This window comes from Collinsella sp. HCP28S3_E12 (genome assembly GCF_052065595.1).
GTDB lineage: Bacteria > Actinomycetota > Coriobacteriia > Coriobacteriales > Coriobacteriaceae > Collinsella.
Map to the genome: position 1 here is coordinate 41,194 of NZ_JBQHTS010000015.1, position 15,286 is coordinate 56,479.

Annotated in this window: 13 protein-coding genes; 2 read left to right on the forward strand and 11 right to left on the reverse strand. The window is 62.4% G+C overall.

Translation table 11 applies throughout. The features are described 5' to 3' along the window. Window positions 1-62: 62 nt before the first annotated feature. The 11 genes from ACTNBY_RS06965 to ACTNBY_RS07015 form a co-directional block, all read right to left on the reverse strand. The gene (locus tag ACTNBY_RS06965) at window positions 63-1,907 is read right to left on the reverse strand and encodes a magnesium transporter (RefSeq protein WP_441063927.1); all 1,845 of its coding nucleotides are present in this window, start codon (window positions 1,905-1,907) and stop codon (window positions 63-65) included. Between the two features lie 320 nt (window positions 1,908-2,227). Further along, window positions 2,228-3,634: a polysaccharide deacetylase family protein gene (locus ACTNBY_RS06970; protein WP_441041526.1), complete on the reverse strand. Its 1,407-nt coding sequence runs from the start codon at window positions 3,632-3,634 to the stop codon at window positions 2,228-2,230. Between the two features lie 72 nt (window positions 3,635-3,706). Then, window positions 3,707-4,462: a PRC-barrel domain containing protein gene (locus ACTNBY_RS06975; protein ID WP_441048966.1), complete on the reverse strand. Its 756-nt coding sequence runs from the start codon at window positions 4,460-4,462 to the stop codon at window positions 3,707-3,709. Continuing rightward, the gene (locus ACTNBY_RS06980; RefSeq protein ID WP_154516595.1) at window positions 4,462-4,851 is read right to left on the reverse strand and encodes a YtxH domain-containing protein; all 390 of its coding nucleotides are present in this window, start codon (window positions 4,849-4,851) and stop codon (window positions 4,462-4,464) included. The genes ACTNBY_RS06975 and ACTNBY_RS06980 overlap by 1 nt, the downstream gene beginning before the upstream one ends. A gap of 136 nt (window positions 4,852-4,987) precedes the next feature. After that, a complete protein-coding gene (locus ACTNBY_RS06985) occupies window positions 4,988-5,815 on the reverse strand; it encodes a cyanophycin synthetase family protein (RefSeq protein ID WP_441063928.1) in 828 nt (275 codons plus the stop codon). A gap of 24 nt (window positions 5,816-5,839) precedes the next feature. Continuing rightward, complete coding sequence (locus ACTNBY_RS06990; RefSeq protein WP_441063929.1) at window positions 5,840-7,213, reverse strand: hemolysin family protein; 1,374 nt, start codon at window positions 7,211-7,213, stop codon at window positions 5,840-5,842. Window positions 7,214-7,327: 114 nt separating this feature from the next. Further along, on the reverse strand, window positions 7,328-8,011 hold the full coding sequence (trhA, locus tag ACTNBY_RS06995; protein WP_427747617.1) for a PAQR family membrane homeostasis protein TrhA: 684 nt from the start codon (window positions 8,009-8,011) through the stop codon (window positions 7,328-7,330). 385 nt (window positions 8,012-8,396) lie between these two features. Further along, window positions 8,397-9,602, reverse strand: a complete 1,206-nt coding sequence (locus tag ACTNBY_RS07000) for a DUF362 domain-containing protein (RefSeq protein WP_441063931.1) — start codon at window positions 9,600-9,602, stop codon at window positions 8,397-8,399. Window positions 9,603-9,962: 360 nt separating this feature from the next. After that, window positions 9,963-11,168, reverse strand: a complete 1,206-nt coding sequence (locus tag ACTNBY_RS07005) for an ABC transporter permease (RefSeq protein ID WP_441063932.1) — start codon at window positions 11,166-11,168, stop codon at window positions 9,963-9,965. Beyond that, on the reverse strand, window positions 11,155-12,342 hold the full coding sequence (locus ACTNBY_RS07010; protein ID WP_441063933.1) for an ABC transporter permease: 1,188 nt from the start codon (window positions 12,340-12,342) through the stop codon (window positions 11,155-11,157). Before ACTNBY_RS07010 ends, ACTNBY_RS07005 begins: the two co-directional genes overlap by 14 nt. A 10-nt stretch (window positions 12,343-12,352) precedes the next feature. Next, on the reverse strand, window positions 12,353-13,291 hold the full coding sequence (locus ACTNBY_RS07015; RefSeq protein ID WP_441063934.1) for an ATP-binding cassette domain-containing protein: 939 nt from the start codon (window positions 13,289-13,291) through the stop codon (window positions 12,353-12,355). Window positions 13,292-13,457: 166 nt separating this feature from the next. Here ACTNBY_RS07015 and ACTNBY_RS07020 point away from each other — a divergent pair, with 166 nt between their 5' ends. Both ACTNBY_RS07020 and ACTNBY_RS07025 read left to right on the forward strand, forming a co-directional pair. Further along, window positions 13,458-14,603 carry a sensor histidine kinase gene (locus tag ACTNBY_RS07020; RefSeq protein ID WP_441063936.1) on the forward strand — a complete coding sequence of 382 codons (1,146 nt, stop codon included), beginning with the start codon at window positions 13,458-13,460 and terminating at the stop codon, window positions 14,601-14,603. Then, entirely contained in the window at window positions 14,600-15,187 is a 588-nt protein-coding gene (locus ACTNBY_RS07025; protein ID WP_441063937.1) for a response regulator, read from the forward strand. Before ACTNBY_RS07020 ends, ACTNBY_RS07025 begins: the two co-directional genes overlap by 4 nt. Window positions 15,188-15,286 lie beyond the last annotated feature (99 nt).

Genomic DNA, 15,286 nt, shown 5'->3' on the forward strand with positions numbered 1-15,286 from the left:
GGCCGCGATGGTCAGCTTTTGCTTGGTGCCCTGCTTTTGCTTGCTATTTTGCACGCGACCACCTAACCCATGACCGACATGGTGTGCAGCACCGCAGCGGCACAGTACGCCACGCACGAGATCATGACGGCAATGACGTTCATGGCGGTACCCGACGTATTGAGGTCGTGCTCGTCGCGCCAGAACAGCACCATCAGGTAAATCACAGCGCTCATGTTGCCAATCAGGCAGACGGTGGCCGCGATGTTAAAGCAGCCGGTAAAGAGCTGCTCCTCAAGCATGGGCGCGTCGGGGAACGCCGTGGTGCGCACCAGCTGAGCGCACAGGTAGGTCACGAGCGACAGGATCAGGCCCATGCCCGTGCTCTGGAAGAAGAATCCCAGATACGGCTTGGGTTCATCGTCATGGCCGTCGTACTCCAGGAAGTAGTTCTTGACGAACGACACCATACGCGAGGCAGCCAGCAGCACGAGCGGCATGGCGCACATGGGGAACACCACCAGATGCGCGGAGCCCAGCGCCGTCCCCAGCACTGCCGCCATGATGCACGAGGCAATGCCCCACACGACAACCCAGTACTGGCGATGCACAAACCAGCTGAGCACATTCGTCGAGTCGTCGGACGCGCTATCGCCCGAGCCGACGCCTGCGATCTGCAGGTCCTCCTGGTGCTCCTCGGCGATAACGTCCATGGCGTCGTCGAAGGTCACAATGCCCAAGATGTGGCGGTTCTCATCGCAGACGGGGATGGCGACCAGGTCGTACTTGGTCATCTCGTCCGTTACGTCTTCCTGGTCCTCGTCGGGCGACACATAAACCAGGTCGCGGTAGGCCAGCTGGCCCAGCGTGGCGTCGCGGTCGGCCACGATCAGCGTGCGCAGCGAGAGCACGCCGGTCAGCATACCGCTCGGATCCTCGGTATAGACGTAGTAGACGCTTTCGAAATCCTCGTCGAGCTTGCGGATCGCCTCGATGGCGTCACCGACCGTCGCCGTGGCAGGCAGGGAGACAAACTCCGAGGTCATAATGCGGCCGGCAGTGTTTTCCTCATAGCCCAGCAGGTTACGAATCGCCTTCTCCTCCTGAACGCCCATCAGGCGCAGGAGCTTCTCGGCCTTCTCGTAATCGAGCTCGTCGATCAGGTCGGCGGCGTCGTCCGGGTCCATCATGGCCAGCATCGACGACGCATCCGTGTCGGACAGGCCCTCGAGCATCTCGGTCATGAGCTCGTCGTCATCGAACTCCGAGATGGCCTCGGCGGCCTGGGCGGTGTCGAGCTGCGCGAACACCTGCGCGCGCAGGCGAGGATCGAGCTGCTCGATAATGTCGGCAATGTCGGCAGGATGCAGCTCGCCGAGCGTCTTATGCGACACCGACAGCTGGATGTTCTTAGTCGAGCGATCGAGCAGGTCCATGTAGGACCAGGCGATGATGTCCTCGCCGAGCGGTTTGCCCAGGTGCTTCATAAAGCCCTCGACGACATGTTCAAGAGCGGGGCTGATTGCACGCAGCAGACCGCGGGCACCGACTTCGGCACCCAGCAGGCGCAGCTGATTTTCGCCCGACATGGAAAACTTGATGTCGTTTACGCGCACAACCTTCATGCCCTGCGTGTCGACGATTTGTTTGTTGAGCACGTCGCGCGCGAGCAAAAGTTCGGTCGGCTGCAGGTACGAAAAACGGATTTCGGTAGCCGACGTCTTAAGGTATACGCCCGTCTCGTCGATACGGTCGACCCATTTTCGCCAGCTGATCATAAACGGCGTCTTGCCGGGACCGCGGAACGCGAGCGACGTCACGTGCGGAAAAACTTCGCCGGTAGCAATGCCAAAATCGTTCACAACGCCGAGCTTTTCGCCATCGACGTCCAAGACCGGCAGCTTGAGCATCTCACTCAGATAATTCACTGGTGCTCCCCATCATTATTCCTTCGGACCGTGGCCATGCCGGCACGCCATCCGTGGACTTTTAGATATGTATACGCATGCGCGGGCGGCACACCGCTCGGCGCTCACACCCCGTGCATGCGCAAGAAGCACCTGCAAGGGGTCATCGACTGTATGGTCGAGGTTTGGATTTCACCTGCAACCTTTCTCTTGACCCTTGTTATCCGCAGTAACTATAGCATCAGCATCGCGCCGTGACGCCAAATTTATGCTCCAAACATCGCAGGCATACCAAACGCTGACGCATCCGTGACATAGTCGTTTAAAAACGTCCCCCGTGACTAGTCTGTGGTGTCGTTATCTTCGGCGAGCTGGGGAAACACGGCGTTCTTGGGCATGGAAGTCTTCGTTAGCGAGGTGAGTTTTTTGCTCAGCGACGTATCCGTCTTAACCAGATCGCTCAGCGTCACGATCTTGTAGCCCTTGGCGACAAGGCCATCGATGATCTGCGGCAGCGCTTCGAGCGTCTGTTCGGAGCACTCGTCGCTATCGGTGAACAAAACAATGTTGCCCGGAGTCACCGATTCGAGCACTGTCGAAACCTGTTCGTCGGCGCCGTTGAGCAGCCAGTCGCCCGAATCGATATTCCACGAGACCACGGCAGACACCAGGTCCATCGCATCGATCCAGTTTTGCTCGTCAAACGCGGCGTAGGGAGCACGCAGCAACATCGTCTCGACGCCGGTCGCCGACTTAATCGCCTCGGTGCCCTTCGTGATCTGCTTGCGCACCGCCTCGCGATCCTTGCCCTTGAGCGAATCATCGCTGTAGCTGTTGGAGCCGATCTCGCATCCGGCATCGACAATCGCTTTGGCAGTAGCGGGCGAGGCTTCCGCAGCATCGCCCGAAAGGAAGAACGTCGCCGTGACGCCCTTTTCCTTGAGCACCTGCAAGACCTGCTTGGTCGCGCCGCTCGGGCCCTCGTCAAATGTCAGGGCCACGTACTTTTCGTTGCCCTTGGGCGCTACGCTCGCGCACTCGACTACACAGTCGGTGGCGGGCACGACCTCGCCGCGGTCCTGCGTCTTGCCCGACTGCTCGCCGACCCATACCTCGGAGCGGCCCCGAACGCCCCAGGTTTTAACGTATTCGATAGCGCCCGTGCCCTCGACCTTCAACTTGGGCTCAATGGTCGTGACCTGGACCTCGTGCTTCTCGTACGTGTCGCGGCCGTCTTTGACCGTCACTTTCTCGCCGCCCGTTAGCTCGCGGCTATTCCACTTGCCCTGCTTCACCCGTTTGCCGTCCACCTTCACCGACAGCTTTTCGCCGCCACGGCGGGTAAGCACGCTATCGTCGACAGCCAACAAGTCGCCGGCATCGTAGGTGTCGGTCAGGCCTTGATCATCGATAAGGTTCTGCAACGTGGAGCCCACGCGCACCGAAGCCTGCTCCCCATTGAGCACAATGTCCACGCTGCGATTGACATAGCCCACGACGGCAGCGATAAACAGCACGAGCGCACAGCCGACAGCGATGAGCGCATAGGGCAGGCGGGACGGTCGGCGCGGTGAGCGCCCGTTGCCGATGCGCGCGCTGCGATCGCTAAACCCACGGCTATGGTTGAGGTACATCGCGCCGGGTTTACGGCGACGTCGACGCTGACCGCTGGGCAGCTGCCCCAGGTCGCGTCGCGCCGTCGGACGCGCACCCGAGCGCCCGTTTAAGTTAGATCCGTTTTGGCGCATGTGCCCTCCCCCATAAACACAGCGAGCCGGAGCAACATGTCTCCGGCTCGCCCCCCATCATTTGGTACGTCGCTATTTGCTAGCTTTTGACGAGCCCCCGCTCGCCTTTTGATATTCGTCCTTAAAGGCCTTGAACATACCGCGCGTCTTGCCGAGCTGCTTGCCCAGTGCGCGACTGCCCTTGTCCACGGCGGCCGATCCCTTGTCATCGAGCACCTTGGCGCCCTTCTTGACCTTATCGCCCACCACGACACTGGCCTCGGCAGCCTTGGCGGCCGCGCCACCCGAATACCCGAGCGACTTGACCTCGTCCGAGACAATCATCGCGCCGTTCTCGTAGCCGAGCAGCATCGTCGGCGGCATCTGTGTGTCGCCCACCAGCACACTCGAGGCAGTGCCGGCGGTCACGTAGAACGTCTGCACGATACCCGAACGCGGCTTGAACTCAACGTCCGAGCAGTAGCCCACGACGTCGCCCGATTCCGTGCGCACGTCCATGCCAACCCAGATGATGCAATCGTCCAGGTTGATATCGAGGCGCTTGGCCGCGGCGGCATCGTAGGTGCCCTTGACATCGTCGACCGCGACAGCACCCTCATAGACGCCGATGGCATCGAGCGCCACAAATCGATCGGGGCGCTCGATCATGCCCGCGATATCGGACTGGCGAACCATAAAGCCCACCACGCGCGTACCGCCCGGGGTAAAGACCGGAAAGTGAATCTTGCCGAGCTTTTTGGGGCTGCGCGGCGTGCCGTCCTTTTTGGTGCGCTTGTCTTCGGCAGGCTTACGATAAACCTTGACGCCGACAAAATCCCCTGCGCGCATTATGCCTCGGTCGAGGGCTCCGTGGCCTCGGTGTCGGCCTCAGTGACGTTCTCGACCACGACGTCGGCAGCGGGCGTCACGTTGCCGCCCGAGATGGCGTCGTTGAGCTGCTCGCGAAGCTGGTCCATGCGCTCGCGGGCCAGGTCGACCTTGGCGCGCAGGTCATCGGTCTTGGCGTCGACCATCGGACCAAAGTCGTTGACCGCGGCACGAGCCTCCTCGGCACCGTGCTCGTAGGTGTCGCGCATGTTGTCCCAGGCATCGTTGGCGATATCGGCGGCCATGGCACGGGTCTCGGCACCCGAGCGCGGGGCCAGAGCAACGCCGATGATAGCGCCGGCGGCAGCGCCAAAGAGCGCACCGGAAACAAAGCTGAAAGTCTTTCCCATGATCATTCCTCTCCTGCGGGCACCTCGATGCCCACCGTTTGAATGCTGTCCATTATACCCGCAGCGCAACACTTGCCGTCGCGCTCATCTGCGTACGGTAAAAGCGCAGGTACATGATGGTGATAAGCGAGTGAGCCTACTCCTGCGGTATGGCAGGCATGGCCACCGTGGCGGCCGGGTCCTCGCCGGCGCCATCAACGAGCGGAAGCGCACCTTCCTGTGCGGGGCCTGTCGGAACCGTCGCCGCGCCACCGTAGACGGCAGCGGGGGCCTCGTGGCTCTCGGCGGTCGCGCCCTCGGTATCGATTGCCTCCTGCAGCTCATCGTCAAAGCTCGGGACACCCTGGGGCTCCGCGGGCTCGGACTCGACAGCTTCCTCAGCAGCTGCCTCGACGCCGGGTTCGGAATCGGCAGGAGCCTCGCCTTCGGCCACATCCTCGGCGTTTGCGGCGGCGATGGCCTCGTGCGGATCCTTGCCCTCGGCCTCGGCGCGCATACCCAGCACCAGGTTGCGCAGGCCCGCGACCGTGCCCTCCACGTCAGGGGCAGGCTGGTCGGCGTGCAGATAAGCCCAGTCCATCATAAAGGTCGCCGAAGACAGCGCGCCGATGGCCAGCGCGTCATCGGGGCATGAAAGCTCAACCTCAAAGACACGCTCATCGTGCTCGCTTACGCGGGTACGGCCGCACGAAATGCTGCCGGCGAGACCGGTCTCGTTCATGAGCTCCACTGTCACGTGCTCCAGCAGATGGCAAAGCTCGGTCTGGCCCATGCAGTCCTGGAATTCACGACCGGAATCGCCTAGGCACAGGTGCTTGGCAATCGCGGGCACCAGGTAATACACGCGCGCCGTGGCCTCGATGTCCTCCGAGGTCATGAGCGGCATGCCGGGGTTCACCAGCACATGCGCGCAGATCTTGTCCTCGCTGACGGTGACCTTAAGGATGTTGAACAGGCCTGCCATAACTCTCCCCTACTCTTCCTTGCCCTACTCGTCGCCGTCGTGCGGGCCCGCAGAGCCCGCGCCCGGCGTCGCCGGATTATCTGCCGAGGACTCGGAATCCTTCTTATCGGTTTCGGCCGGAGCGATCACGCGAATAAGCGAGATGCGCTGGCCACGCATCGACTGCACCTTGAACTTGTACCCTGCAACCTCAAACACCTCTCCGATGTCGGGCACCGAGTCGCAAAGTTCCAAAATCCAGCCGGCGATGGTCTCATAATCATCGCTTTCCTCGAGCGGCCAACCAAGCTCAATCGCATCATCGCACGAAAAACGCCCATCGACGAGCCACTCACGGCGCGAAAGACGCGTGAGGTACTTGTTGTCGGGGTCGAATTCGTCCTCGATCTCGCCCACGATCTCCTCGACGATGTCCTCGATGGTAATGATGCCAGCCGTGCCGCCGTACTCGTCCACGACCACCACGATCTGGTCGTGCGAAGTCTGCATCTCGGACAGCAGCGGCAGGATGTCCTTGGTGTCGGGCACAAAGGTGGCGTCGCGCAAATAACCGGCGATGGGCTGGTCGCCCTCGCCGTCGAGCGAGGGCTGAATCAGGTCCTTGATGTGCGCGATGCCCGCCACGTTGTCGGGATCTTCGTGATAGACGGGGATGCGGCTAAAGCCGGTCTGGCGCATAGTGGACAGCACGTCGGCGACCGTCTCGTCGTCCTCGCACATGGTGGTGTCCACGCGCGGCACCATGACCTCGCGGGCAACGGTATCGCCCAGGTCGAAGATCTCGTGGATCATACGCTTTTCCTCGTCGAGCAGGTCGTCCTGCTCCGAGACCATGTACTTAATCTCTTCCTCCGAGACGTTTTGGCGATCGTCGGCGCTCTTGATGCGCAGGATGCGGGCCAGACCATCGGAGCAAGCACCAGTCAGCCACACGAGCGGACGGGCGATCTTTTGGAAAAACGACAGCGGCCCCACGACCTGCTTGGACACGCCTTCGGCATTGGCCAGACCAATGCGCTTGGGCACAAGCTCGCCAATCACGATGGACACGAAGGCGACCGCAACGGTGATGATGACCGGCGCCAGTCCGCGCGCGATGGCAGAGAGCGGCGCGATGCCAAAGCTCATGAGCCACGTGGCGAGCGGGTCGGACAAGCTCGTCGAGGCGACGGCGGACGAGGCAAAGCCCACGAGCGTGATGGCGACCTGGATGGTGGCGAGCAGCTGGTCGGAGTCGGCAGCCAGCTTAACGGCGCGCTCGGCGCGTTTGTCGCCTTCCTCGGCCTCGTGCTCCAGCACGGCGCGCTTTGCCGTGGTGAGCGCCATCTCGGACATAGAGAAGTAGCCGTTGATGAGGGTCAAAACGAGGGTGGTGATAAGGGAGATGGTTATGTCCATCGGGAGTTTCTCGAACCTCCAAGATTCGGGACGTTAGGTAGTAAGCGTAGATAACGGATAGGGCAGTTGCGTCCGGCGGCCGCTTGGATGGGTCCGCAGGCACAGACGTGATCGCTAGATTACGAAGAGGATCACCGCCATGAACTGGAAGATACTGCCGGCGAGCACCCACAAGTGAAACACACTGTGCAGGTAGCGCACGTTTTTAGCGATGTAGAACGGCACGCCCACGGTGTAGCACACGCCGCCGACAGCGAGCAGGGCAAGTGCCACGGGGTTGAGCAGCGACACGAGCTCGGGCAGCTTAAAGACGACGAGCCAGCCCATCAGCAGGTAGACCAGGCCGCTTACCCAGTGCGGTTGACGCTCGCGCATAAAGCACTCGAGGGCGATGCCGATAATGGCGATGGCCCATACGGCAAAGAACAGCATAGGGCCGCCATCGTTTGCGAGCGTGATGAGGCAAAACGGCGTATAGCTGCCGGCTATGAGCAGGTAGATGCAGCTGTGGTCGATGATGCGAAACACGCGCTTGGCGCGTGCGGGCTGAATCGCGTGGTAGAGCGTAGAGGCTAGGTATTCGAGGATAATGCTGACGCCATAGACAATCGCCGCGGCCATGTGAGCCGGGCCTCCGCCGCGAAGAGCGGCAAATACGATCAGGAGCACCAGGCCCGCGATGCCCAGCAGGCAACCGACACCATGGGTGACGGAGTTCATGATCTCCTCACCCACCGTGTAGTGTGGAACGGCCGCGGTCTTGGGTCGCGGCTTAGAACTGTCGCTCGAATCGGACATGCCGGTTACATCCTCCAACGTAAAGAGTTCTCAACACTATATCAAAGCGTCTGGGTACGTGCGAAATTTGCACCATACGTGACCCCTTGTTTACCCATTCTTTTCTTGTTGACGCATCAACGGCGAACAATCATGGTTGATTACAGCGCTGGAGGACCGTTTTGGCTCCCGCCTTCGGAAGTATGCGGCAAAATCTGGAACTGCCGACCAGACCGCAGTTTTACCAACAATTTATCAGGGGTTTTGTTGCCAAAAAATGTCGTGTGCTCGGCGGTCTCGAAATTTGCCGCATACTTCCGGAAAGCCGCCCGTGAGCGCTGTGCTCGCGGGCGGCTTTTGCTCGAATTACGCCACAAAGGCGCTTATATTGTCCAATAGCTAGGCGCTATTTGACCTCGATAAGCTCGTACTTGCTCGTGCCCAGGCCGATCTTCTCGGCGTGCGCGATGCACGCGCGCCAGTCGGTGTCGGGATGCGTGATGCAGAAGGGGTCACGCGCCTGCTCGCCCTCCAGATGCTCGTGGTTATGCTCCATCTTGGCCGCGCTATCGGTGAGCTCGGTGTTGGGCAGCGGCTCGGACGCCATGACGGCATCGGCACAGGCCTGGTCGATGGCGACCGGGTCGAAGCTCGCGAACATGCCGATATCGTTGACGATAGGCGTATCGTTTTCGGGATGGCAATCACAGTTGGGGCTGATATCCATGGCAAGCGAGATGTGGAAGCTCGGGCGGCCGTCGACGACGGCCTTGGTGTACTCGGCGATCTTGCAGTTGAGCACGTCGGCCGCGGCGTCATAGACGGGCTTGATGGCGTCCTGGTTGCACACGCCGATGCAGCGTCCGCAGCCCACGCAGCGATCGTGGTCGATGGCAGCCACGTGCACCGTGCGAGTAGCGCCGCTGGCAAGCTCGCGCTCGCGGGTGTCGTCGAACGAGATAGCGTTGTGCGCGCAGATCTTTTCGCAGGCACGGCAGCCAATGCAGTGCTCGGTCGCGACGTTCGGCTTGCCGGCGGCATGCTGCTCCATCTTGCCCGCACGGCTACCGCCCCCCATGCCCAGGTTCTTCATGGCGCCGCCAAAACCGGACTGCTCATGGCCCTTAAAGTGGGTGAGGCTAATCACGATATCGGCATCCATGAGCGCCTGGCCGATCTTGGCCTCGCGCACGTACTCTCCGCCCTCGACCGGGACGAGCGTCTCGTCGGTACCCTTAAGGCCGTCGGCGATGATGATCTGGCAGCCCGTGGCATACGGGGTAAAGCCGTTCTGATAAGCGGTATCGATGTGCTCGAGCGCGTTTTTGCGGCTACCGACATAGAGCGTGTTGCAGTCGGTGAGGAAAGGCTTGCCTCCCAGCTCCTTCACGACATCCGCGACGGCGCGGGCGTAGTTGGGGCGCAAAAAGCTCAGGTTGCCCAGCTCGCCAAAGTGAATCTTGATAGCGACGAACTTGTTCTCAAAGTCGATCTGCTCAATACCGGCGCGGCGGATGAGGCGCTTGAGCTTGTCGAGCTGGCTCTCGCGAGCATGCGTACGCAAGTTGGTGAAGTACACCTTAGCGGGTGCTGTGGGTGAAGTTGCGGTCATATATATCCCCTCGGTCTATATGGCGTTACAGACATAGAGGATGGTACCCGTTAAAGCGGGGTCAAAGTCAAGTACGGCGCCTAGTCATTGGGGACAGACTTAAATGAGTGACTACTCATTGGGGACAGACTTAAATGACTGAAACCACTCATTGGGGACGGACTTAAATGAGTGCCTCGCCACCTGGCGGCTAGGGACGTTCCTTTCCTGCCGGCAGCTGGGGACAGCCCTTGCCAACCCTGCCGGCGAGCCGGCGAATCGGCAAAGACTGTCCCCGATGACTAGTCGTTTAAGTCTGTCCCCAATGACCACCCTTGGTCGTTTAAGTCTGTCCCCAATGAGCACCCAATGACTAGGTGGCTAGGCGTGGGATTTGGCGTGAGTGAGGGCTAGGCCTACGGCGGCGATGGCCATGGCAAAGAGCACCGTGACGCCCAGATCGCAGACGATGTCGCCCAGCACGGTGGACGTCAGGTCCGACGAGAGCGCCTTGCCGATTGCGTCGTTCACCCAATACGTCGGCACAAAGTGCGCCACCGTCTGAACGGCCGGGCCCATCAGCGACAGCGGCATCCAGGCGCCGCCCAAAAACGTCATGAGCATGCCAAGCAGGTTGCCCACACCGTTGAGCAGCTCCTCGCGCGCGCCCAGGCTCGACAACGCAAAGCCAACGGCCAGCGGCGTGCACGCCAGGGCAAACGTTGCCGCCAGTGCCAGGCATACACGACCCACGCCGACCTCGGCGACCGCGCCGGCAAAGCCCACGACGCCCATCATGCTCGACACAAACCAGATGCAGACGGCGAGCACGGCGGCGGCCGCAAACACGGCAAGCGAGCGCTGACGCTCGGAGACCGGACTGGCCTCCGAGCGGCGCACGCGCTCGGGCTCGTTCATGCCCGAGAACACCAGCCCCACCGATACGATGACCGACGAGATAATCGCGTACGTGCCAAAGTTGAAGTACGACTCAAGCGTGGAGGCGGCTGTCGAGTCGACCTTGACCTGCTCAATCTCGACCTCCGCGCGCTTGACGGCGGCATGCTCGGCGGCCTTGGCGACGTCACCGTCGGAGGCAGTAGGATCAAGTGCGGCCGCAGCGCCCGCGAGCGAGATCCAGCGCGAGGCCTCGGCAGACGAAAGCGCCGCCGCCATGGTGCCGGCACCGTAGGTCACATCGAGCTTGGGCAGGGACTCCCCCGCACGGGCGGCTGCAACGAGGTCGCCCTCAAACCCCTCCGGGATAAAAAACACGCAATCGGCGCTGCCCTTGGCGCTGTTGCTCTTGGAGAGCGCGTCCGCAAGGTCGTAGGTGTCCTCGCCGATACCCGTGACCAGATCAAAGCGCGAGCCCAGGTGCTTGGTAAGCGCACGCGAAAGGTCGCTGTCGTCGCGGTCGACCACGATCACGTTGGTGTCGTAGGGCTCGTACTCGGTGAGCTGCGACGAGTTCCAGCTCACCGATGCCGCGATGAATACGCCCATGAGCGAGATGAACACCGTATAGATGAGCAGGTAGAACGGGTGCGCCAGTGCCATGCGAAGCGCGGTCTTAAAGGTGCTCATAGCGGCTCCTTCCAAAGATCAGCGTGGCGGCGGCAACGAACAGCAACGCCATAAGGGCCAGCGCGCCAGCGCGAACGGCAAAGGGACCCAGGTCCTCAAAGAAATACAAGCGGTTGAACATGTCGCAGATGAGCTTGACGGGATTGAGCCAACTCTCGGCCGGGCAGGCGCGGGCGACGTCGTCGGCAAGCGCCATCGCCGGCTCGCCATAAAGCCCGGCGAACAGGGCACACGTGGTGGCAAAGCCTGTGAGGATGCCCGACTTGGACGCCTTGCCGCCCTTAACGGGAAGCGTGCCCACAAAAAGGCCCAGACCCGTGGCGGCAAGCGCGGACACGGCGCCGCCCACCAGGCAGAGCCCCTCGCGCCCGCCAAAGTCGACCCCCACGACCAGGCGCACGTAGCCGATCGCGATCGTCATCGAGACAAAGGAAACCAACCACGCGCCCACAAAGATGCCGGCCAGCGACGCCGTCTTGGAAAGGCCACCCACGCAGCGACGCGCACCAAGGCCAGACAGATTGGGCTGCAGGTCGACGACGCTCAAGGCGGCAAACTCGGCAGACATCATCGCGACCAGGCCAAAGAGCGCGTAGTAGTAGATGACCGTGCCATCGGGCGTGGCACGCGTCAGGCTCACACGGCGAGTGCCGCCTTCGAGCGACAGGGCGCGCGCAACCGCCTCCGGGTCGGCGAGCGCCGCCGGGTTGTCCTGGGCAATCTGGCGCATGAGCTCGGCATTTTGCGTATACGAGCTTGCCACCGTCTCCAGGATGCTGCGGTCGGTGAGCACCGACGTCGCACGCGAGCTGTCGTAACTCGATAGCAACGTGAGTTTGGGCGTGCCCGCGTCGTCGACCGCATAGATGCCCGCGACCTCGCCGGCCTTAAGAGCACGGTTCGCATCGACTGCATCGTCGCACTCGTGGATCTCGAGCAGTTGGTCGTCGCCTTCCTTGGCAAGCGACGTCGCCACGTCCTTAAAGGTCGAGGCGCCCCAGGCCTCATCCGCCACGACGGCCACCGGCACCGGGTCGACCGTGCCGTCGGAGCTCAGATTCGCAAACATAAACATGAACATCGTGGAAAGCGCGACGGGAAAGATCGCGCCCCAAACCCACGTGCTCGGCCGACGCAGCAGCGTCTTGACCGTAATGATAATGGTGTTGAACATGGCCGCCCCCCTAGTCGCGCAGCTCGCGGCCGGTGATCTCGAGGAACACGTCGTTGAGGGTCGGCGGCTCGCTCCACACGCGGCCGAGCGCCACATCGGCAGTGCGCAGCGTGTCGAGGATGTCAACCAGGTTGTGCGGGCTCGCTTCGCAGGTGCAGATGAGCTCGCCGCCGGAAAGCTCAACCGAAAGCACGTGCTCGAGGGCGCGCAGTCGCTCGACCGTGGCGAGCTCGACGGCGCCGACCTCGACGGTCACGCGCTCGCCCATCTGAATCATGCGCTTGAGCTCGTCGTTGGTGCCCTGCGCCAGTACGCGCCCGCCGTCCATGATCATGATGCGGCTGCAGATCTGTTCGACTTCCTCCATGTAATGGCTGGTATACACCACCGTGGCGCCTTCGTCGCGCAGGCGGCAGATGCCCTCCAGAATGGCATTGCGGCTCTGCGGGTCGACGGCCACCGTGGGTTCGTCGAAGAAGATGAGCTCGGGCTTGTGCGCGATGCCGCAAGCGATGTTGAGGCGACGCGCCAGGCCGCCCGAGAGCTTGCCGGGGCGAAACTTGGCAAAGTCGCCCAGCCCGACAAAGTCGATGGCCTCGTCGACCAGCTCGCGACGGCGCTTGCGGTCGTTGACGTAGAGGCTGCAGAAATAGTCGATGTTCTCGCGGACGGTAAGCTCGTCGAACACCGCCACCTGCTGCGGCACCACGCCGATGCGGCGCTTGAGGTCGTAACGCGTGGGCGTCATGGGCTCGCCGAACAACTCGATGGTGCCTTTATCGTAGGCGAGCAGCTGCAGAATGCAGTTGATGGACGTGGTCTTGCCCGAGCCGTTGGGGCCCAGCAGGCCAAAGATCTCGCCGGGGGCGATGCTCAGGTTAAAGTGGTCGAGCGCGATAAGATCGTCGTAGCGCTTGACGAGGTTTTCGACGTGGACGATGTCTGTCATGAGGTGGCCCTTCCGTTGATTGCGGCCCGGTACGATTGCATCATCGCAGGTGCGGGCGGCGCGCACCAGTGAGCTTTGTCACGAGTGCGGCGGGGGCGGGCGGGAGGAATGTCACGGTTGCGGCGCCTGAGCAATCGTCGCGCGCACCATCGCGTACAATACCCGTATGAACAGGCTATTCGACAAATCGATCGTGCTGGCGTGCTGCATTGCGGCCGCAATGGGCCTTGCCGTGGACGCTTGCTTGGTCGCGGCGTTTTGTCTTGGCGTCGCAGTCGCCTCGCTTACGGAAATTGCACAAGGCGAACGTGCCCGCCGCGCCGGTGAGGCCGCGAGCTACGCTTACATTATGGTGGCCGTCTTTGTGCCGTCGTTTGTGCCGTTTGCGCCCCTCGCCCTCTATGACATCGCGCGACGCGTGCGCCGTGAACACGTTTGGGTCGCGCTGGGCGCCGGCGCCATCTTTGTCTGCGCACTCGTCGCATATGCCCACGCCGGCGCGCTTCCCACCCGTGCGCTGCTGTTGACCGCCATCCTTTCAGTCGCCGCCACCTTGCTGTCTCTGCGCACCGCTCAGCTGGAGCGCGAGCAGGAGCGCATGCGTCGCACCCGCGACGAGCTGCAGGAGCGAGCCCTCGCGCTCGAGGCGCGCAACCGCGACCTTGCCGACCGCCAGGACTACGAGGTCGAGCTCGCAACGCTCGCCGAGCGCGCCCGCATCGCACGCGAGATCCACGATAACGTGGGGCACCAGCTCACGCGCGCCTCGCTGCAAACCGAGGCCCTACGCGTGGTCCACGCCAACGAGCCCGGCGTCGCCGCCGACTTCGCTGACGTCAAGCGCACCGTGGACGAAGCGCTTCAGCTCGTGCGCTCGAGCGTCCACGCGCTCAACGACAACGCGGCGAATCTCTCCGTACAGCTCGAGCGCATCGTGGAGGGCGCGCGCTCAGATGGCGGGCCGCAGATTGAACTTGAGGTTTTGGCCGAGCATGCGCCCGCAAATGTCGCCAACTGCTTTGCGGCGGTCCTGCGCGAGGCGCTTTCCAACGCCATACGCCATGCTTGCGCCCATGCTGTCACCGTACGATGCATGGAGCATCCGTCGTTTTACCAGCTCATCGTTACCGACGATGGCGCAGGCGGGGCTCAAGCAAGCGGCCGCAACGTCACAGGAGGCATGGGGCTCGGCTCCATGCGCGAGCGCGTCGAGGCGCTTGGCGGCACCTTCACCGCCGGCCCGCGCGCCGGCGCCGGCGGCTGGCGTGTGTTTGCCACCGTTCCCAAACAGCAAGGAGATGAGGGTCGATGAGGCTCATCGTTGTCGACGACGACCGCTTGGTGGTCGATTCGCTCAAGATAATCCTGGGCGCCCAGCCGCAGATCGAGGTGGTGGGTACCGGCGCCGACGGCAACGACGCAGTGGCTCTTTATGCCGAACACGCACCCGATATCGCGCTGCTCGACATTCAGATGCCGGGGCGCGACGGGCTTTCGGCGGCCCGCGAGATCCTTGAGCGCGACCCTGCGGCGCGCGTGGTGTTTCTGACGACATTCTCGGATGACGAGTACATTGTGTCGGCGCTCAAACTGGGTGCCCGCGGCTACCTGATCAAAACCGATGTCGCTGCCATTCCGCCGGCGTTGGCCCAGGTCATGGACGGCAAACGCGTGCTCGAGGGTAAGGCGATCGAGGATATCAACTTTGATGGGGCGGGCGTCGAGGTGGGCACGACCCGCCGGCCCGCGGCCTTCGTCAGCCTGACCGACCGCGAGTTCGAGGTCGCCGAGCTCATTGCCCGCGGCCTCGATAACAAGGAGATTGCCGCCACCGCCTATATGGGCGAAGGCACCGTGCGAAACCACATCAGCTCAATCCTGGCCAAGACGATATGAGAAAGCCATTTGGGTCGCCTCCCCCGCGGCGCAGCTTCTTTTCGCGGGCTCGGGATGCCACAATGGGCTTTGAGTATCGGCCCGTGCGGTAGCCCTTAC